General features: G+C 59.3%; 14 protein-coding genes. 7 read left to right on the plus strand and 7 right to left on the minus strand.

The window, feature by feature from the left end:
• Positions 1-151: 151 nt before the first annotated feature.
• The 4 genes from ACOCMH_RS25195 to ACOCMH_RS25210 form a co-directional block, all read right to left on the minus strand.
• On the minus strand, positions 152-1,075 hold the full coding sequence (locus ACOCMH_RS25195) for a transcriptional regulator (protein ID WP_427309682.1): 924 nt from the start codon (positions 1,073-1,075) through the stop codon (positions 152-154).
• Positions 1,076-1,741: 666 nt separating this feature from the next.
• Positions 1,742-2,863 carry a hypothetical protein gene (locus ACOCMH_RS25200; RefSeq protein ID WP_427309684.1) on the minus strand — a complete coding sequence of 374 codons (1,122 nt, stop codon included), beginning with the start codon at positions 2,861-2,863 and terminating at the stop codon, positions 1,742-1,744.
• A gap of 168 nt (positions 2,864-3,031) precedes the next feature.
• Complete coding sequence (locus ACOCMH_RS25205) at positions 3,032-4,735, minus strand: hypothetical protein (RefSeq protein ID WP_427309686.1); 1,704 nt, start codon at positions 4,733-4,735, stop codon at positions 3,032-3,034.
• A 288-nt stretch (positions 4,736-5,023) separates the two neighbouring features.
• Positions 5,024-5,845, minus strand: coding sequence for a transcriptional regulator (locus tag ACOCMH_RS25210; RefSeq protein ID WP_427313359.1), 822 nt, complete (start codon positions 5,843-5,845; stop codon positions 5,024-5,026).
• 622 nt (positions 5,846-6,467) lie between these two features.
• Between ACOCMH_RS25210 and ACOCMH_RS25215 the strand changes: the two genes are divergently transcribed.
• The 6 genes from ACOCMH_RS25215 to ACOCMH_RS25240 all read left to right on the plus strand — a co-directional run bounded on the left by ACOCMH_RS25215 (position 6,468) and on the right by ACOCMH_RS25240 (position 13,717).
• On the plus strand, positions 6,468-7,847 hold the full coding sequence (locus ACOCMH_RS25215; protein WP_427313360.1) for an undecaprenyl-phosphate glucose phosphotransferase: 1,380 nt from the start codon (positions 6,468-6,470) through the stop codon (positions 7,845-7,847).
• A 114-nt stretch (positions 7,848-7,961) separates the two neighbouring features.
• Positions 7,962-8,675 carry a WecB/TagA/CpsF family glycosyltransferase gene (locus ACOCMH_RS25220; protein WP_427309688.1) on the plus strand — a complete coding sequence of 238 codons (714 nt, stop codon included), beginning with the start codon at positions 7,962-7,964 and terminating at the stop codon, positions 8,673-8,675.
• A 122-nt stretch (positions 8,676-8,797) separates the two neighbouring features.
• Positions 8,798-9,781 (plus strand): endo-1,4-beta-xylanase, encoded by a 984-nt coding sequence (locus ACOCMH_RS25225; protein WP_427313361.1) that lies wholly within the window; start codon positions 8,798-8,800, stop codon positions 9,779-9,781.
• Between the two features lie 15 nt (positions 9,782-9,796).
• Positions 9,797-11,311, plus strand: a complete 1,515-nt coding sequence (locus ACOCMH_RS25230; RefSeq protein ID WP_427309689.1) for a hypothetical protein — start codon at positions 9,797-9,799, stop codon at positions 11,309-11,311.
• Positions 11,308-12,213: a polysaccharide pyruvyl transferase family protein gene (locus ACOCMH_RS25235; protein WP_427309691.1), complete on the plus strand. Its 906-nt coding sequence runs from the start codon at positions 11,308-11,310 to the stop codon at positions 12,211-12,213. The genes ACOCMH_RS25230 and ACOCMH_RS25235 overlap by 4 nt, the downstream gene beginning before the upstream one ends.
• 40 nt (positions 12,214-12,253) lie before the next feature.
• A complete protein-coding gene (locus tag ACOCMH_RS25240; RefSeq protein WP_427309693.1) occupies positions 12,254-13,717 on the plus strand; it encodes an oligosaccharide flippase family protein in 1,464 nt (487 codons plus the stop codon).
• 604 nt (positions 13,718-14,321) lie between these two features.
• On the opposite strand, the gene ACOCMH_RS25245 is transcribed toward ACOCMH_RS25240, so the two are convergent.
• The 3 genes from ACOCMH_RS25245 to ACOCMH_RS25255 are packed head-to-tail and all read right to left on the minus strand — an operon-like array spanning position 14,322 to position 18,171.
• A complete protein-coding gene (locus ACOCMH_RS25245) occupies positions 14,322-16,565 on the minus strand; it encodes a polysaccharide biosynthesis tyrosine autokinase (RefSeq protein ID WP_427309695.1) in 2,244 nt (747 codons plus the stop codon).
• A 17-nt stretch (positions 16,566-16,582) separates the two neighbouring features.
• Positions 16,583-17,035 (minus strand): low molecular weight protein-tyrosine-phosphatase, encoded by a 453-nt coding sequence (locus ACOCMH_RS25250; RefSeq protein WP_427309697.1) that lies wholly within the window; start codon positions 17,033-17,035, stop codon positions 16,583-16,585.
• Positions 17,032-18,171 carry a polysaccharide biosynthesis/export family protein gene (locus tag ACOCMH_RS25255; RefSeq protein ID WP_427309699.1) on the minus strand — a complete coding sequence of 380 codons (1,140 nt, stop codon included), beginning with the start codon at positions 18,169-18,171 and terminating at the stop codon, positions 17,032-17,034. The genes ACOCMH_RS25250 and ACOCMH_RS25255 overlap by 4 nt, the downstream gene beginning before the upstream one ends.
• 512 nt (positions 18,172-18,683) lie before the next feature.
• Here ACOCMH_RS25255 and galU point away from each other — a divergent pair.
• On the plus strand, positions 18,684-19,580 hold the full coding sequence (gene galU, locus ACOCMH_RS25260; protein ID WP_171517145.1) for a UTP--glucose-1-phosphate uridylyltransferase GalU: 897 nt from the start codon (positions 18,684-18,686) through the stop codon (positions 19,578-19,580).
• Positions 19,581-19,586: the final 6 nt, after the last annotated feature.

The following is a 19,586-nucleotide window of genomic DNA, read 5'->3' on the forward strand; positions in this document are numbered from 1 at the left end:
GTGGTTCTCCTGTATGCGTGGTGTGAATCCGAACGCAAGTCTAGGAGGCTGGCGCAAGCGGCATGTGTCTGGAACCGGGCCTTATGTATCGCCGTGTATCCGAACGACGATCGGCTTATACGGCGATACAAAAATGCCGCTGCTGCGCGCCCTACGCGAAGGATTCGCAAGCCGCCGTCCGGGCCGGTTCGCCCCGGGCAAAACCAGAGGGCATGCGAGGCACCGCATCGCGATCCGCAGTCTCGACCAAGGCCACGCTCGCCGGGTACGGCTGCGGCAAGCGCTCCGGCCGCGCCGGTGGTTCGTGCGCGTCCAGTTCGACGCAGTGCGCGAAGTCGCTCGCAGCCAGGCGCATGCCGATGAACTTGCCAAACGCATCGAGCTGAACCTGTGACGTCATGCCAGCACTGCCGCCGATTGCCGGACAGATGATCCACGTCGTTCCGTCCCGGGTGAACAGGTGCAAGCGCCTGGCCTGGTCCGCCGGCCGCAGCGCATGCTCTTCGCCCGCGATGCCGTCCAGCGCAAAGGCTTCGATGTATTCCTCGGTATGGCGGTGGCTCAGGCAGATCACCACCTTCGGACGACAGCGCTCGCGCGTCTTCGCAATGAAGCGGAAGCGTTCGCCCTGCCGGCATAACGCGACATAGCGCTTCTGCGGAATCAGTTCGGGCTGGCCCCGGAACGCCTTGGACCACGTGGTCCTGCCGTCGACATGCGCGGGCAGCGGAAACAGGCTCAGCCTGAATTCTGCGCCGCCCGGCGAGTAGAGATGGCCCCAGTAGTAGTGTTCCCAGTCATTGTCGCCGAGCCGCACCCCAAGCGCCTCGGCGCGCGCGGCCGCCATGATGCGCGCCACGCACTGGTGGCCGAACCACTTGGCCATGTCCGCTCGATGCTGTTGGCGGAACCCGGCATCCCAGGCCGGCGGCGCCAGCTGTGGATTAAGCGGTGCGACCAGAGGCTCCGACCACGCGGGGCTTCTGTCGCATATCCAGACGGCAGCCCTGGGATTGCCTCCTTCCATCCCGACGTAGGAGGCAAAATATCGGTCCAGTTCCTGACGCGTGAACATCCGTGAATGCTGCATTTTATCCCTTGCTGCTTAGTGGGGACCCCCAATATTCAATGCCGAGGCATGCCGCCGCCGCGATGGGCGTACGTACTGCCGTGGTCATATGCAAATGCTTTGTTATGCGGGACAGGAGCTGGACGGAGGCGGAATGCCGCCTCCCGAGCGGCATGCTTCCATCGGTTTTTATAATGCCCTGAGCTGCCTGCGTGAATGAATGGAACCGGCGTGCGCCGGCATGCGGCGCCACCTGCCAGGCCATTCGGTCGCGAAAATGTGGAAAGCCGTTGCTGGCCCCGATAAGACGCTTTGCGTCGGCGCTTATCTAAACAGGTCGAATCTTGTTCATTATTTTACTTCCCCCGGAGAAACAAAAAATTACATATATTTCGAGCCGGAAAGAATGAGCGCGCGCAGGACAAAATAGGACGCCTCTCATCAACGCACCATGCCGGTGCCGGCTCGACTGATATAGAGCTCTATAGCCCTTTCTTGATTGAGATGATTTTATCCAAAGCTTTCGGATATAGGAATTTCAATCTTCTAAGGTCTGAAATAAGCGATCTGCTGCGCCGCAATATATTTAGGGTGCGATTTTCCATCCCCTCGCCCGAGGGGATAAAAAACGGCTGACGGATTACCGAAATTGGCGGCGTCGCAGCCTGCGGCTCAAAAGCCGGAAAATCGGATGCCGATCGAGCCGTAGCCGTAGTAGCGATCCAGCTTGCCGGCGGTGGTCGCGTTGTAAAGGAACGGAATGGTGCCGACGAAGTTGTACAGGGAGGCCTGGCCGCGCAAGAACACCTCCACGTTCTTCGCCACCCCATACGACAGCTCCAGCCCCAGCGTATGGTTGGACCGGATCGGCGCGTTGCCGTAGGTCTCGGCGCGGCTGTCGACATTGCTGCGCAGCAGGTACTGGAACTGGTAGCCGAGGCGCGCCGCGAAGCGCTCGTATTTCCAGCGCCACGATCCGCCCAGGTTCAGGTATCCGGCGGTGTAGCTGAAATCGTCGTTGAAATCCAGGCCGAACTGGCTGGCGTTGACGGAAAACGAGGCCGACTGCAGCGTGACGTTGCCCACGTTGCAGGGTGCCGCCAGCTGGCCGTTAGCCAGGTTGTCCGAGCCGATGGCAACATTGAAATTGCAGTTGCCCCGCTGCAGCCGGGTATTGAGGCTGCCGACCGAGACACGGCTGATGCCGAGCCCGACAAAGCCGGTGAGCTGGTTGCGCTCGCTCAGCTCGCCGGAAAAGATCACGTCGGCCTGGGCCTGGACATCGTTGGCGTTGTTCACGGTAAGGCTGTTGAACGTCGTGTTGCGGACCATCACCGGCGACGAACGGTTCAGGCTGCCGGCATGGTCGCCCCACAGCGAGAAACGCAGCATGATGCGGTCGCGCGCGCCGGCCTCGGCGAGCGGGTCATAGTGCATCGCCAGCATCCATGTATCGATATGGTTGCGGTCCGCGCCGTACTCGATGCCGCGGCGCCAGTAGGTCGCCGATCCCGACCAGTGCGGCGAGAACTTGTAGCCCAGCATCAGCTTGCCGCCGCTGTAGTCGCCGGCGTTGTCCGATACCGGCCCCTGGCGCCCGCGCAGGTTGAAGACGTCGACGCTGCGGTTGACCATGTCGTAGCTGGCCTCCACCCGCACCGAGCTGAACTCTCCGGTGGCGGGCTCGGCTTGCAGGAACACATCGTCGGGGGCGGCGCTGGCTGTGCCCACGCACGACAGGCCCAGCATCAGGGCGCAGGCGTGGTCTAGCCCGCGCTTGCGAATCAGCTGCATAGGAAACTCCGAGGCCGCTGGGCAAGCCTCATGCGTAGCGCGCTCCGGGAGGCGCTCGACGCAGACAAGAGAAGACCCGGTCAACCTCGCAACTGGCTTGAGACTCGCGTTCGGATGACCGGGCGGCCTGGCCTTCCCCATCCTGGCGGAAGGACCATTACGCGCCCATCAAGGGTTCAGCGTCACCGTAGTCTTGAGGCCGTCGCCGACCACCATCTCGGTGTCAGTCTTCACCGATGCCGTCTTGGCGAACTCCAAGTCGCCGTTGACCAGCATGCCCACCTTCACATCCCGGCCGCGGACACCGGTGGTTGTGGCAAACGTCACCGGGAAAGTGCTTGTGGCCCTTGGCGTGAGCGCGTCAACCTGCGCCTGGCTCAGCGCGCCGGAAGACCTGAGCTTGCCGAGGAACACCGTGAACGGCAGGTTCAGCGAGCCGCCGTTGGCCGTGGAGAACAGGCTGTCGGCGACGCTGTTGGTCAGGCTTGCCGCGGCAGACAGGTTGCCACTGATCCGGAACGAATAGGCGGTATTGGCAGGCACCACGGCATCCACCAGTTGCGATCCGTTGAACGTCAGCGTCACGTTCTCGATGATGACATCGACCTGGTTGCCACCGTAGGTATAGCTCAACCCGGCGCGCACTTGCGACGGCCCGCCGTTAAAGGCGTTGCCATTCTGCGTCAGCGCAACCTGGATTGAGCTCAGCGTGCCGCCCGTGGCCGAGATCGTGTCGGTGATCGGGTAGTTAGCGCCGTTGATCGTCAGGTTCGACAGCAGCAGGTAGTCTTTCAGCCCGACAGCGTTTGCCACGTTGTTGATGGCGCCGGCATCCACGGCGCTGCCCAGATCCGCAGCGGCCTGCTGGATCTCGGCAGTGTTACCGGTCGACACCGCAGCGCCCAGTTCAGCCAGCGTGTTCGTGATCGATGCATCCGTCAGCCCGTCGGTCGTCAGCGCCTGTACCAGCGCCGTGGTCGTGGTGGACTGCGCGCTCTCGGTCACGACGTTGAGCGAGCCGCTTTCCGTCAGCGCCGCCAATGTTTCGGCGGGGCTGCTACCCAGATCGACGGCCTCCAGTGCGGTGCTTACGCTTGCCACCTGGGTCGTGATTACCGGCGCTGCCAGTGCGGCCACATTGGCGGCCACGACGCCGATGTCCGAGCGCAGTTCGGCGGGCAGGCCGCCCTGCGCGTTCTGTACAGCGCTGGACACCACGTTCGTGACCAGCGCAACGCTGGTCAGGTCTGCAGTGCCCGGCGCGCTGGCCACGGTGTTTGCGACTGCCTTGGAGGCTGCTGCGGCCGTATCCGCGGGAGTCAGCGTGCCGCCCTCACCGAGGCCCGTCAGCGTCTTGGCGACGTGATCGACCAACTGCTGTACCACGACTGCCGCCCGCAGCGCTGCCGCGTCCTGCATCGGATCGAGCGTGGTCAAGTCCTTGCCTCCGAGGCCAAGGCCGGTTGCCAGGGGCGCCAACTGGCCCGAGCCGAGCTGCACCGCCAGCGTGGTCAGCGGCGAAGCCACCGGAATCACGCCCTCCTTGTAATCCAGCGCTGGTGCCTGCAGCACTCCGGTGAACGGCTGGTTGGTACCGATATCGGTGCCGCTGGTCACTCTCAGCGCACTCTTGGTGCAACCGGCCGGGAAGGTAAAGTCCCCGGTTGCATTCGTGGTCGCAGTCTTGTTGTCGCAGTCAAGAAAGGTGACGGTCGAGCCGGACAGGTAGAAGTCCACTGCCTTGCCGCTCACGCTGGCGGAAGGTTGCGAAGGCGATGGCGAATCGTCGCCGCCGCCACCGCAAGCCACCAGCGTTGCTGCGGCGCTGGCCATGATGCCAAGCATGAAGATGTTCCGGGTTTTGGTTTGCACGCTGCTCTCCTCAGGTCGATACTTCGATACAACGAAAGATGGTGGGGAAGACTGCGACAGGGACACTGCCGCGCACGGTGGCCAGCGCCCTGCTGCCTCGGGTGCCTCGGGTGCTATGCACCAAATTGCGCGCGGAACCCGCGGCAGCAGCTTTCAGATCGCGCCGGCACGCAGATAAACGCATCCACCAGCCCGTGTCACCCCTACGTGGCGGGGGAAACTCGATCCATCGCCGTCGCCGGTGCCGAGGGCAGGCCAGCGGCATCAACGACCCTCGCGCGCCATGACTCATGACGGCCTCGCACCCGGTTCGTCCGCACCAGTGGGGTGCCCGGGAAAATCGTCCGGCCGCAGCCAGCGCGTGATGTACCGCCCCAACGCGTCAAGCAATACATCCGACATCAGTCCGGCTGCACCAGCCAGTGGCGGACAGATAATCCACGTGGTGCCATCTCGCTCCAGTACGCGCAAGGTCTTGGGCTGATCGGCTGGCTGCAAGATATGTTTGGTCGCGCGCGCCTGCGCGAGTGCGAACGCATGCACGAAGTCGTCGGCGTGTCGCTCGCCCAGGCAAATCACCACTCTCGGCTTCCAGCGCCGGCGAATCCCGTCGATGAAGGCAAAGCGCCGGCCTTCGCGGCAAAGGTCGAGATAGCGCTGCCTGGGCAAGAGTTCCGGCTGGCCTTTGAACGCCTTCGACCACGGCGTCTGATTGATCAGGCGCGCCGGCAGCGGGAACAGGCTCAACTTGAACTCCGCGCCCTGCGGCGCGTACAGATGATGGTCGAAGTAGTGCTTCCAGTCATGCTCGCCGATGGCCGTCCCGAAGACCTGCGCGCGCGCAGCCGACATGATCCGCGCGATCTTCTGGTGCGATTGCCAGCGCTCCATGTGATGGCGATGCTTGCAGCGGTAGGCAACATCCCATGCGCCCGGTTGTGCATGCGGAACCAGCGGGGCCAATAGCGATACCGCGCCTGGATGCGGGGAGCTGTCGCAGAACCACACTGCAGCCTCTGGATTTCCCCCTTCCATCCCTACGTAAGACGCGAAGTACAAATCCAGCTGCTCCCGCGTGAATACCGTATGTGGCGCTGTCTTTTTTCTCATTCCTTTACCGCGTTGAATGAAGGATGCCCAGATGCTGAGCCGCATCAGCGTTTCATGTGCATCACGCACGGCGGTCCCGAATCCGCTCGCCAATGTTTTTATTCTCACCCCCGGCGCGAGGGGAGCGCTGCCATCTCGCTTCCCTACTTGAGCGGGGTAACGCTGACCTCGATTGCACGGCATCTTCGCGCGCGAAAAATGCGACGAAACCCATTGCGAACAGCACCTCGCCCAAGGCCCGGCTTTCCCTTCTGATGAAGGGTACCGAGGCTTTTCGCTGCATCGCACTATTCGCTCCAGAAAACACGGAGCACACCGGCGCCAACGGCGCGCCGGCAGCAATAGAGCGTTGCGGTTCCATGGACGGCCCTCGAGGAGGCGGCCGTGGCAAGTCATCAGCCGACCGCTGCCACACCATGGAACCAGCTGCTGCGAAGCAGTCCGGCACGACTCTGCTCTGTCCAGACCATGAGCATGCAAATCCACGATGCATGCCATGCGACGAGCGTGGCCGCCACTGCGCGGACTGCAAGTTCGGAGGAGACAACAAGGGCATGGGCACCCGCTTGGGCGCTCATTACTCGAACGCTTCTGGGAGAAGCAATTGGGTATCTATCGCGATATGTTTGCCAGGCACCACGATCAGCTCGCGCTGATGGCTCGCCTGCTCGACGCCGGTGCCATCTGGCTTGCGGCTATCCTGGCCAGTGAAGTGCGGTTCGCCACTGCGCACGCGCCAATCCACCAGTTCATCCAGTATTTTGGTTGTGCCATTGCCTTTATCGTGCTGCCCGGGTTCGATGTCTACACATCGTGGCGCGGCCGCAGCCTGGTCTCCCTCGCTGCGCGCCTGCTGTCCGCGTGGAGCCTGGTCTGGCTGGTCAGCCTGCTGCTGACCTACCTGCTTAACCAGGCCGACTCGCTTTCCCGCTTGTGGATGGTGTACTGGTACGCCTTCTCGCTGGCCGGCCTGGTGGGTCTGCGCGTCGTCACCCGTGCCGCGCTCAACCTCCTGCGCGTTGCCGGTGCCAACAACAAGCGCGTGGTCATCGTCGGCTTCGGCCGTACCGGTCAGGAGATGTACCGCCGCGCGACCGCCAGCCACACCACCGGATTCAAGATCAGCGGCATCTATGCCCCTGAAGGCGAGTCCACGCCAGAAGGACGGCGCCGCATCACCAACAGCGCCCACATCGCCGATTTCGCGCGCGATCACGGGATTGCCGAGATCTGGCTAACTCTGCCGATGAGCGAATATCGCCTGATGCAGGAGATTGCGTTCTCGCTGCGCAACGACTTCATCGATATCAAGTGGATGCCGAGCGTGCTCGACTTTGATCTGCTCAACCACAACGTCGGCAACTTCCTGGGCATGCCCGCAGTGGAAATGAACAAGCCGCCGTCGCTCGGCGTACGCGGCACCATCAAGGCCATCTTCGATCGCACCTTTTCCGCGCTTGTGCTCCTCGCCCTGTCGCCGCTGTTCCTGCTAATCGCCTTTCTGATCAAGCGCGATTCGCCGGGGCCAGTGTTCTTCAAGCAGGAACGCCTCGGCATGGATGGCCGCGTCATCCACGTGTACAAGTTCCGCAGCATGAAGGTTCACAGCGAGCACGGCGTCGTCACGCAGGCCACCAAGGGCGACAGCCGCGTGACGCCGATCGGCGCGTTCCTACGCCGTACCAGCCTGGACGAACTGCCCCAGTTCATCAATGTGCTCAAGGGCGAGATGAGCGTGGTGGGGCCGCGCCCGCACGCCATGGCGCATAACAATATGTACAAGGACCAGCTGGACTTCTACATGTTGCGCCACCGCGTCAAGCCCGGTATCACGGGCTGGGCGCAGATCAACGGCTATCGCGGCGAGACCGATACGCTCGACAAGATGGCCAAGCGGGTGGAGCACGATATCTTCTATATACGGAACTGGTCGTTCTGGATGGATTTGAGGATTATTTTCTGGACCGCTTTCAAGGGTTGGAAAGGCCAGAATGCGTACTAGCCTGCTGGCAGCGACGCAATTCCGCTCGTTTACAGCGCACGCACCGCCATTCCGCAATGAACACTCTGTTAGCCGCCACCGAGCCATCCAAACAGCAACCGATGCAGAAATCTCATGAAATTTCTTCTGAACAGGCTATCCGCATCCTCGGAACTGCCCACTCGAAATGGCGTATATACCTTCCTGAACCCCTACTCCTATCTGATTGCCAGAAGGAACCCGGAAATATTCGAGAGATTCGACGGAATCTATATCGACGGCCAACTTCTCGCAAAGATGCTCAGCGCCGTCTTGCGCGATCGAGTGACCAGGACAAGTTTCGACATGACCTCTCTCGCTCCCAAGCTTATGGAAAGCGCGGAGAATAATGACAAGACCGTCTACCTGATTGGAGCCAAATCGAATCAGATCGATATCGCCGCTGCCCACTTTCAGGAAAAGTACCCGAAACTTAAAATATGCGGGCTGCGTCATGGTTACTTCAATTCGACCAAGGAAAGAAGCGAGGTAATTCGCAACATTGTTCGGCTGGCGCCCGACTATGTCATCGTGGGAATGGGCACACCGATTCAAGAGGAATTCCTTCTCGAACTGGCCGCGGGCGGATGGCGCGGACAAGCTTTCACATGCGGGGGCTTCCTGCATCAATCGTCCGAGCGGCTTACCTACTATCCGGCCTGGGTGAACAAGCTTCATCTGCGCGCGCCATTCCGTGCCTTCAAGGAACCGCGCTTGCTGCGACGCTATCTGATAAGTTATCCCTATTTCATCGCTGTCTTCGCAATGGATTGGCTCACATCGAGCCATAGAGTCCACAGAAAGACATAAATCCTGCACTGCGCCCGATGCGAAGAAGGACATTTCTCGCCAGCGCCTCGCTCCTGGCCTTCCATGGTGCCAAGAGCGAGGCGAAAACGAATGCGCAAGCCCCGGATGGCCGGGCTTCTGGCATGAGCCGGACTCAAGGTTGCTCCAACCCTGTCGGCGTCGAATTTGGATGCGCCGTGACAGCCGAAGCCCTCAGTACAAGCATTTTGTTGCGGCAGGCACTCGTGCGGGAATGCCGCATTCTGTCCTTCGAGCGCGAGTTGAAATGGCGTTTGCTTGAATCCCAGCGCGGACAATGGGACTACGGACGCGCAGATACGATCGCGGAGTTTTGTCGGCATAACCAGATGAAGGCCCGCGGACACGCGCCCCTCTGGCATGCGGGATTGCCGCCTTGGATTGACGGAACCATGCGCCGCAAGGATCTGTGGCAGAAGATCGAAACCTATTTCAATAATGTGATCGACCGCTACGGCGACATCATCGAATCGTGGGATGTGGTTAATGAAGCGCTCGAACAGAATGGAAATCGACCGGGCGTGCTAAGAGAAGGATTGCTCCCGCATATCCTGGGGGATGACTACATAGCATCGGCATTCATTCTGGCCAAACAATTGGCCCCGGCAATTCCACTCGTCTACAATGATTTCGGCCCGGAATATTCCTTTACCAAAACACGCTCGGTTCTCAGACTACTGGAAACGCTAAAGCGGAAAGGCGTCCCGGTTGCAGGATTCGGGCTGCAGGCGCACCTGAGCACGACGATGAAGATCGACCAACTGAGTCTCAGGACTCTCACCAGAGAGCTGCGCGCTATGAATATCGATCTATTAATTACCGAACTCGATGTTCGCAATCGAAGCGGATTACTTGATGATGCTGCGCTGAACCAGGTGTGCGCCGACAAAGTTCGCGAACTGCTAGAACCAATCTTCAGCATTGCACCACCGCGACAGATTGTTACCTGGGGATTGCTGGACGGCTACAGCTGGTTGACCAGCAAAGGCTACAAGGCCAACAGCTTTCCTCAACGCCCATTGCCGCTGGATGAAAGCGGCAGACGCAAGCCGATGTGGAGTGTGCTTCGTCAGTTCCTGTGCAGCTGAGTATCGAGAAAACCTATGCAACCTATCGCTATACCCAGGAGCGACCGAGCCTCGGCAGGGAATCCCGCGCTTTCAAATATCGCGGTTTATTACGTTATTTCCATGTTGATTCTGCTCATGACGGTCATGGCGGTAGCCGTTGTCGGCGCCCCGGCAATCATAGCGCTCGGAATGCTGGCACTGCTTATATCCGCATTCATCCCTGGGTTAGGGCTGGTGTTGTTGCTCTCATCCATCACACTGCAAAACCTCGTTCTGGCGCTCGGACTGGACATCATTGAAAGCCCCGACACTTTCAAGACATTCCAGTCAGCAAGCTTTATTATCACCGCCGCAATATTTTCGCATGCCCTGGTGTATCTATTCCTGCGCAAGCGAACCCTTTCGAAGCCGCTGAGATCCGCATTGTTCGCCGCAGCAGTATTCGGTGCTGTCGTCGGAGTCTACACCATTATAGGAATTCGGGCATCGACCCTGCTTAGCGCTGGATCATACGCCAGGCTATACTTTCTCGGCGGCATGAGCCTGGTTATCGGCGTAGTCGCATGCCGCCGCACCAGCACACAGTTCAGATCAGCACTGTTTTTCATCACCACTGTTTTACTTTGCAGCTACGGCGTAATCGAGTTTCTTTTTCCTGAGTATCTCTACAACCTGGTCTCGGCAGATGCGTTTCAACGAATGAAATTCGCCGATACCGCGACGGCCGGTCAGTTCTCCTCGATTCAGGATCTGGTGAGGAACTCGACGCGAAGCTACCTGAATCTCTCCGGACAGTATGGGCTGGATTTGGCATTCTTGCGAATCATGGGGCCGAATTTTCATGCAATCAGTTATGCGTACGCCTTATCGTTCCTGGCCTTGATTGAGTACGCAGAAAGGCGATTCATAACGTTTCTCATTGCCGCCGCCCTGGTTTTGCTGATCGGGGCCAAGGGGCCACTGATTATTATTACGCTGTCTATCGCTACACTTTTCATCGCCAGGCGAGGTCGGCGGTCTCGTCTATCTCGATTCACCCTGATGGCAACGCTCCTAATTTACGCAGTGGTCGGGGTCAGTTATGGGGTGAAGTCGGCTGACTACCATATCCTCGGCTTTCTTGCAGGGGTGCAGGGGTTCAAGGAGAAACCATTGGGGCGAGGTGTCGGGGTTGGAGGAAATCTCTCGGAACTGGGAAAATCCAATGAAAAGGACTTTACCGAGTTCCAGCATCAGGGTGTCGCTTCCTTTGCGCTGGAAAGTGGCCTGGGAGTACTTCTATATCAAATCGGTATTTTTACGATTCTACTATTCTGGTTTCTCTTCAAAGTCATCAAGTTATTGCGAAAGCAAGCTGATCCATCGAACCTCAGGATTCGCACGATCACTGCGAGCGCCGTTGCCACCTTGCTGATAACCGGAATCTTTCAGGAAGAAGTATTCTCGCCGGCCGCATGGGGCCTATGGATGCTGTTGTCCGGAATACTGGTAGGTAATTTGTCGCCTGGATTGTCGAATAAACAAACGAAATGGGAGTACTCACGGTGAGTCATAACGTTGCCGAGATGGATCGGCTCAAGCAGAAACTCGGCGAGATTTCTGACTATATTCCCGCCGATCAACCGATCGCCTACCTTGATCTCCCCATACACCTTAATGTAGGTGACTTGCTGATCAATGCGGGAACTGAACAATTCCTGCATGACTACCGCCTGCCCGTCGACATCCGGTTGTCGGTAAAGAACTACAAAAGGTTTCTCCATCGGATCACGCCGCAGCACACTATCCTGCTGCACGGGGGCGGGAACTTTGGCGACATATGGCCCGCCCACGAAGGTATGCGTGAACATTTGCTCAAGAAATTCAGGACCAATCGAATAGTCATGCTGCCCCAAACGGTCCACTTCAGGGACGAGAAGAATATTGATCGCTCACTTGAGAAGTACCGCGGGCTGGAGAACTGCACCATCTTCGTAAGGGATGATGTGTCACGCCAGTTCCTCACGAGGCATCTGGGCCGTCCGGTGCTGCTCTCCCCCGACATGGCACATCAGCTATGGAAGTGTAATTCGGCCTGGTCAATGAGAAGTCTCGGTACGAGCGAAATGCGATTCCTGAGGCGTGACAGGGAATCTACCGGAGCTGCGCTCGCTGGAAGTGTCGACTGGGACGACCTCATTTCTCCCAGGCGCCGCCTTTCGGCGGCCCCGGCTTATGCACTGATCAAATACTCGATCGATTTCAAGTTGCAACAGGCGGCGCTAGCCTTATGGTACAAGCAGCGCGACGCGATCATCGGCTTCGCGAGAAGTCGCTTTTTGGAGTATGAAACCATAACCACCAACCGGCTGCATGCCATGATCCTGGCAAAACTTCTGGGCAAGCGTGTCAGCATGCTGGACAACAGCTATGGCAAGCTTTCGTCCTATGCCGGCGCTTGGTTTAACTAGTCAAAGTAGTCACCCTTGTCCAACTTCTTTCTGATCCCAATTGCCTCAATCCTCAACTGACATCAAAACGCAGCTTTTCGCGCGAAGGACCTCCTGGGTTTTTCTCGAGAAGGCGAGCCAGCAGATCCTGATGTTTGCCGTATTTGCCATCGTAGCAAGGGATATTGGACCGGCGGAATTCGGCATCATCAGCGTCTGCTTCATCTTTATTGCGCTTGCTCAGTTGCAGAATTTGGGACTAAGCGACGGCATCGTTGCATTACGAATCGAGGAACGATCGACATTATCGGGAATATTTCTCGTGATATCGCTTGTCAACCTCGTGCTGGCGGCCGCTCTCTTTTTGGCTGCCTCGCAGATCGCCGGCCTGCTGGGTATGCCAGAAGCGGCACCCTACCTTCGATGGCTGGCGCCGCTTCCCATTCTGTCTGCGCTTCAGGCTGTACCAAATGCGATCTTGCAAAGTGCAATGGATTTCAGGAAGCTCAGTTTAAGGACGAGTATCGCCACATTTGCCGGAGCTGTCGTCGGTATTGGCTGCAGCAGGCAGGGCTTGGGCGCGTACAGCTTGATTGCCCAGCAGATTGTTCAATTTTCGGTTGCCAACGTGATCGTCTGGAAATCGATCTCGTGGCGGCCCGTTTTTGGTATTGCAAACTGCGAGCTGTGGTCCAATCTTAAACCCGGACTTCGGCTTACTGCTGTTTATCTCATTGAGTTCTGTGAGACCCAGATTCCCAGATTGCTGGTAGCGCTGGTGCTTGGTCCGGTCAGTGCCGGGTATTATGCGTTCGGGGGTAGAATTTGGCAGGCGGTGAAAGAGATCGTGATTCTTCCGATTGCTGCGGTTCTCTTTCCTACGCTGGTTAGAGAACAGCACAATCCCGTCGGATTTTCCACAACTTTCAATCAAGCCTTGATATGCACCACCGGATTCTTGATGCTCTCGGTGGCTATGTTTGCCGGCATATCCTCGCTTCTCGTTGGCTTTCTCTTTGGTGAAAAATGGCTGCCAGCCACGCAATTCGTTTCGCTTTTCATGGTGGCGAACATACTAACCCCCATTGGCCTGGTCTATCGAAACACTTTTAGAGCTTTAAATCGCCTCGGCGACTATCTGAAAATTCAATGTCTTATCGTAGCGAGCAACTTGATCGGGGTTTATGTCGGTTCGCACTATGGTCTTGAGGCCACTTTGGGCGTCGCCGCTATTTCCTATGCGGTATCGATTCCACTGCTGCACAAGCGTCTGGAACAATCTATTGCGCTGCCTTCACAAACCGTATGGCGCGCAGCACTTGTCTTCGTGGTGGCAGGATTGATTACCTTCCTCACCGGGCAACTCGCGACGCATTTTCTCATGCCCCTGATGGGAAGCGTGGCTACCTTGGCCTTGGCACTGCCTTGCGGTCTGATCGCATATCTACTCGCCTGCCGGCTTTTGGGACGGGATATCCTGGGCATGCTCTCCGGTATCGTCAAATTCAAGAATCGAATGCCTTAGTGCGGGCATGTCGTTGGGAACGGGTATAGCGTTACCTTGTTCAGTCTGGGTGTAGCGCTACCCTCGCTATTGCTGCGCTGTCGGGGAGAATCTCTTCTCCGCCACTCGATGGCAGAAACCTGCATCGGCAATAGCACCGCTTCGCCCAAAGTCGGATGCAGCGAGAAGCCCGCCACGCGCCTCATAGCGCGTGCGGCAGCGCTCATGAGCGACTAATTACAGTGGGGAGCGAAGGCCCGCGGTGGCCTAACGCCGACGTGCTATCGCTGGCCCGACCAGGTCACAGGTGCGAGATCAGGTCGATCACGCCCCGGACGATCAACCGCCGCGGGCTCATTTGACACCTTCCGCCACTGCTTTTGAAATCCTTCCTGGCACACAACGCTGGCTGTGGACCAAGGTCGAGGCGCTCACCCGCCTCACCCTGTGCTTCAAAACGATGTTGTTTCCCTTGCTCGTCTTGATGACGGCAACGACGGGCTGGTCAGGAGTCGGCGGCGCTCGCCGGCGACATCATCATAAGACGAGTCAATACGCTGGCAGGCAGTTGAAGCCCTGCTCCGCCTGGAGAGCCGTCGGACGACGGCCCCCTGCGACGCTTCTTTTACTTTTGAGAGTGAGCGCCCTGCGCAGCGTATCCATAATAGGCGTATCGGTAGCGCCCGTACTTGGAACCATATCCATAGCGGAATGCACGCGGATCCAGACCATTGAAGATGACCCCGCTTACCCCCACGTTTGCATGACTCAGCTGTTTTGCACTTTCTGCGACTTCGCCGATCGTGCTCTTTTCGAAACGCGTGACGAGGAAAACTGTGCCACAGCGCGCAGCCAGGATCGCCGTATCTGCAACGGCCAGCACCGGTGGAGTGTCAATCATGACAAGGTCATACCGTTCTTCCAGGCCATCCAGCAATTCGACGAGTCGCGTGTTCAACAGGAGTTCGGCCGGATTGGGAGGGAGAGTACCAGTACTGATGAAGTCGAGTCCATCTATCAAGTCCCGATGGACGACGTCTTCCATGCTCGCCTTCCCGGCAAGAACATCGGACAAGCCAGGCGCGCGTTCCTTCCCGAAGTACTGATTCAGGTATCCCTTCCGCATATCGGCGTCCAATAGCAAGACGCGCTTGCCACCGGCAGCCATGATCGCGGCAAGATTCGCGGAGACAAATGACTTGCCAACGCCCGGCGTCGGCCCGGTGAGCAGCACACGCTTGTTGCCTGCGTCCAGCATGGCGAACTGAAGTGCAGTACGAAGGCTGCGCAGGCTTTCGATGGACGGCTCATTAGGGGAGAGGCTGGCAAGAAGATGCGTGCCTCTTTTCCGCGAACGAATCTCTTCGGAGAGTACGAGCTGCTGTGACGAGTGTGGCACGGTACCGTAGACGGTCAACCCGGCATGCTGCTCGATGTCCTGAGGGTCGGTAATCCCGCCATATAGTGCGTCCCGGATGAATGCAACAATAATGCCCAGCATGAGGCCGAGGATTGCGGCAAGGGCGATCACCAAAGGCTTCCTTGGCTTGACCGGTTCTTCTGGTACGCGAGCATTGTCTACAAGCCGCACAGTACCAACCTTCCCTGCTTTCACCAGCTTCAGCTGCTGCATATTGTTCAGCAGTCCAACGTACAGATCGTTGTTTACCTGAACATCGCGCATGAGCCGCAGCGCGTCCTGCTCGAGGTTGGGTAGCGACTTCATCTGATTGGCAAGACCACCCACCTTGCCGCTCAACGCCGCAATCTGCGCATCAACTGCCTGCACGGAGGGATGTTGGGGGCGGAATCGGGTCAACAATTCCGCCTTCTTCTGCTTCAGCTCGAGCAGAGTGGTTTCCGCAGCCACACTCTCTTGCAGGTATGCCCGGCCTTCCTCGCTCAGGTTAAAGGTGCCGCGCTTGTTGCGCAGCGTGTTATAGCGAACTTCAGCCTGCTCGAGTTCGCTCTTCAACTGGGGCAATAGATCGCCCAGGAATATCAAGGATTTCTCGGCCTCGGCAGCTTTGCGCTTGATATTCTGAGCGACATACTCTTCGCCGATCTCGTTCAACGTGGCAGCTGTCAGCTTGGGGTCCTTCCCCCGCAGGGCCGCGCCTATCACTCCGCTCTGCTTGCCCTTCTCGTCAATCTGCAGAGCAACCTGCAGGTCCTCCAGCGTCTGCAACTTCGAACTGCGGACAAGCTTGAATACGGTGCCGGGCTTTCCCTTCAGTTCGGTAACAAGCAGGCGAATGCTGCCGACTTCCTGCTGTGAATCCAGCGCCTGGCCGACATGACCTTCAATTGGCCCATCCAGATCGCCCTGCTCAAGCCGGAACCGCCCATCCCCCAATGCGGTCAGCTTGAACTTCTGTTCCTCGAGGTCAACCGGCACATCGAACGTAGCAACCTTGATGCTCTCCGTTCCCCAGGCAAAACCGCCAAGGCCAAACAAGCCGGGTTCTGACAGGCGCTTGGCCCGACTTGCTATCCACTCGCCGACTATGGGGAAATAGCGTGGCTTCGCCTCGATATACAACCGTAGGGACTCGACCGCCTTGTCAACCACCATGCGCGAGCGCAGAATTTCCATTTCTGCGGCGGCATCGGTTTTCACATCGAACAGGTTTGACACATCGCCAAGCAAGCTCTTTGCGTCGGCGGGACTGTCTTCCACCTGAACCAGGATATCAGCCTCGTATTCCGGCCGCGCCAGGAAGGCGTACGCTACACCAAGTGCCAAAACCACCGCCGCTATGCTGATGATCATCCAGCGGCTGGCCAGCAACACGTCCAGATATTTGACAAGATCGATTTCGTCTTCCGCCGGCGCGGCAGGAGATGGGTACGTAGGGTTCTGGTTCATAGGCTGCGGATTTTGTTTTATTCCCGATCTGCTCCAGCCAGCGCCAGAATTCTCGGCACCCAGGCTTGCACACCGTGCTGGATCTGCTGAAAAGCGCGTTCGAAGGACTCCCGAGGCTGCCGGTATGGGTCAGGAATATCGAACTTGGCTGGCTCCCCCAGTCGGAAAACCTTCCCCGACACGACAGGATGCCGACGCTGAATTTCGTGCTTTTGCTCGTTCTCCATGACCAGTATCAAGTCGGTCTGGGTGGCCAGCGTCCCGGAAAGTTGTTGAGCACGGTGCTGCGAGATATCCAGGCCGAATTCGCCCATCAGTTCGATGGCGATTGGGTCGGGCGGACTGCCGACCACGGCACCCAGCCCTGCGGAGGTCACCGCCAGGTTTGGCAACGCCTGCCGCAGCAACCCTTCCGCCATCGGGCTGCGGCAGATATTGCCGATGCAGACTACCAGTACGGTCCTGATCATTTGACTGCGTTCGCCGTGGAGGTGAAGAAGTTTCCGCTCGGCAGCAGCTGGTTGATCACGCGACTCCAGCGCACCACGCCCGCGGCATCGACATAGACCACGTCCCTTGGCTTCAGCTCGAACGCTTCGGCCAGGGCAAAGGCGACAGGCGACTTGCCGTCCAGGTGGAACACCTCGGCTTGCCCATCGTCGGCCTTGCGGATCACGTAGAGTTCCTTGGCGTTGGCGGAGCTGGGATTCATGCCGCCGGCCTCGCCAATGGCTTCACTGAGCGTGAGCCGGCCGTTGCGCGGCATCACCGGAGTCGGCCTCACGACTTCGCCGGTCACGAAGACCTTGCTGTCCTCGCGTTGCTCCACCCGCACGATATCCCCGTTGCGCAACAGGATGCGCGCCGGATCGATGCCTTGCTGCAGCAGCGCCGGCAGGCTCACGTGATAGGTCTTTCCCTCCCGCGAGATGCGGATGCGGCTGTTGTCGCCGGTCAGCACGTTGATGCCGCCAGCACGGTTGAGCGCCTCGACCAGCGTCATCGGCACGTCGTCGATATTCTGCGGACCCGGCGTCTTGACTTCGCCGTCGAGGTAAACCCGCTTGCTGCGAAAGGCCAGCACGCGCACGGTGACCTGCGGCATCGTGACCACGGGCTTGAGCTGGGTGCTCAGCTGCCCGCGGATCTGGTCCGGGGTCTGGCCGAGAACCTTGAGCACGCCGGCATACGGAAACTGGATGGTCCCCGCCGGACTGACCACGTAGCCCGGAATGTTGGCCGCACCACTGTAGCTGGGGATCTCGTAGGCGGCGCCAATCGAGTAGGTCTGCGTGGGGAATACCAGTTCCGGGTGGTCCCACACCACGATCGAGAGAATGTCGCCGACCCCCACGGTATAGGGCCCGGGCTCGCCGAACAACGCTTCGACGCCGGCGTTCGCTGGCGGCGTGGCGGCCTTCAGCGTACGCACCAGTGCGGGCGTGATCTGCGTGACTTTCGGCACCGACTCCGGGTCTTCCGGATCCAGCGGACGCTGCGGGTCAAAGCGCATGCCCGGCGCCAGTGCGCAGGATGCCAGCAACGGAACGATCCCCAGGCACATGACGGCCCTGCCAAACCTCAAGCTGCTTGAAAGCTTTAGCACTCTCGACGATTCCCTTGTTTGCAAGAAGACCCGCATGGCCCGCCGCCACCCTGGCGCGACGCGCAGCGGTGACTCCGCTGGTTCGACATGGCACCCGTAGTGCCTGTCCGCTTGTTGGCACGGCCGCGGAACTGAACCTGGCGGTGTTGACTGGTTGTGCCCGGCACGCTGAGCGCGCTCTTTTCTGCACTGCGTCATCCGCAAATGACCGGCGAAGTTTATGGCTCGCGGGACTACATCTTCAAGGCGCAGCCGGCGTTTTTACCAAGTTTCCGATCCCCCCATCAGAGTGGAAACGAATTCCGTCCCAACCCCCGAGGGGTACCGCGGGTGGTGCGACGCAGCACAATCGCGGGTGGCACCCCGTGCCGCCTTAAGGGTGTAGGCGATTGATTCCCTGTTGCGCCTACACCCTCTTTCTTTGCCGGCGGATGAAGGCTGACGTCGGCACACTCGCCACAGTCGCCGCAATCGCCACGAGCTTTGCCGAACCTTTGAAGGGAACCACTGAAATGACAAGTCGCGTTAGCAAGGCCGTCTTCCCGGTCGCAGGCCTGGGCACCCGCTTCCTGCCCGCCACCAAGGCCAGCCCCAAGGAAATGCTGCCGGTGGTGGACAAGCCGCTGATCCAGTACGCCGTGGAAGAAGCCATGGCCGCCGGCATCACCGAGATGATCTTCGTCACCGGCCGCTCCAAGCGCGCGATCGAGGACCATTTCGACAAGGCCTTCGAGCTGGAGGTGGAGCTCGAAGCCAAGAACAAGCGCGCCCTGCTGGATGTGGTGCGCTCGATCAAGCCGGCCAACGTCGAATGCTTCTACGTGCGCCAATCCGAAGCGCTGGGCCTGGGCCACGCGGTGCTGTGCGCTGCCAAGCTGGTGGGCGACAGCCCGTTCGCGGTGATGCTGGCGGACGACCTGATCGACGGCAACCCGCCGGTGATGAAGCAGATGGTCGACGCCTACGACCACTACAACTGCTCGGTGCTGGGCGTCGAAGAAATCCTGCCCGAGCAGAGCCGGTCCTACGGCGTGGTCGACGGCCGCGAGTGGGCCGAGGGCGTGATCAAGGTCTCGGGCATCGTCGAAAAGCCGGCGCCGGAAGAGGCCCCGTCCAACCTGGGCGTGGTCGGGCGCTACATCCTGACGCCGCGCATCTTTGACCACCTGCGCGCACTGAAGCCCGGCGCCGGCGGCGAATTCCAGCTGACCGACGCAATCCAGTCGCTGCTCAGCCAGGAGCAGGTTCTGGCCTATCGCTACCACGGCACGCGCTATGACTGCGGCAGCAAGCTCGGCTACCTGAAGGCCACCGTCGAGTTCGCGCTCAAGCACCAGGAGACCGGCGCGCATTTCCGCAGCTACCTGGAACAGCGCGAGCCTCAACTGCTCCACAGCCTGGCGGCCTGACGGCCT

Source organism: Cupriavidus sp. H39, assembly GCF_050271075.1.
Lineage (GTDB): Bacteria > Pseudomonadota > Gammaproteobacteria > Burkholderiales > Burkholderiaceae > Cupriavidus > Cupriavidus necator_B.

Coding starts and splice junctions, on each gene's coding strand:
- galU (WP_171517145.1), top strand. CDS start 18,684: ATGACAAGTCGCGTTAGCAAGGCCGTCTTCCCGGTCGCAGGCCTGGGC.
- ACOCMH_RS25210 (WP_427313359.1), bottom strand. CDS start 5,845: ATGAGAAAAAAGACAGCGCCACATACGGTATTCACGCGGGAGCAGCTG.
- ACOCMH_RS25200 (WP_427309684.1), bottom strand. CDS start 2,863: ATGCAGCTGATTCGCAAGCGCGGGCTAGACCACGCCTGCGCCCTGATG.
- ACOCMH_RS25245 (WP_427309695.1), bottom strand. CDS start 16,565: ATGAACCAGAACCCTACGTACCCATCTCCTGCCGCGCCGGCGGAAGAC.
- ACOCMH_RS25195 (WP_427309682.1), bottom strand. CDS start 1,075: ATGTTCACGCGTCAGGAACTGGACCGATATTTTGCCTCCTACGTCGGG.
- ACOCMH_RS25230 (WP_427309689.1), top strand. CDS start 9,797: ATGCAACCTATCGCTATACCCAGGAGCGACCGAGCCTCGGCAGGGAAT.
- ACOCMH_RS25225 (WP_427313361.1), top strand. CDS start 8,798: ATGAGCCGGACTCAAGGTTGCTCCAACCCTGTCGGCGTCGAATTTGGA.
- ACOCMH_RS25250 (WP_427309697.1), bottom strand. CDS start 17,035: ATGATCAGGACCGTACTGGTAGTCTGCATCGGCAATATCTGCCGCAGC.
- ACOCMH_RS25220 (WP_427309688.1), top strand. CDS start 7,962: ATGAAATTTCTTCTGAACAGGCTATCCGCATCCTCGGAACTGCCCACT.
- ACOCMH_RS25215 (WP_427313360.1), top strand. CDS start 6,468: ATGTTTGCCAGGCACCACGATCAGCTCGCGCTGATGGCTCGCCTGCTC.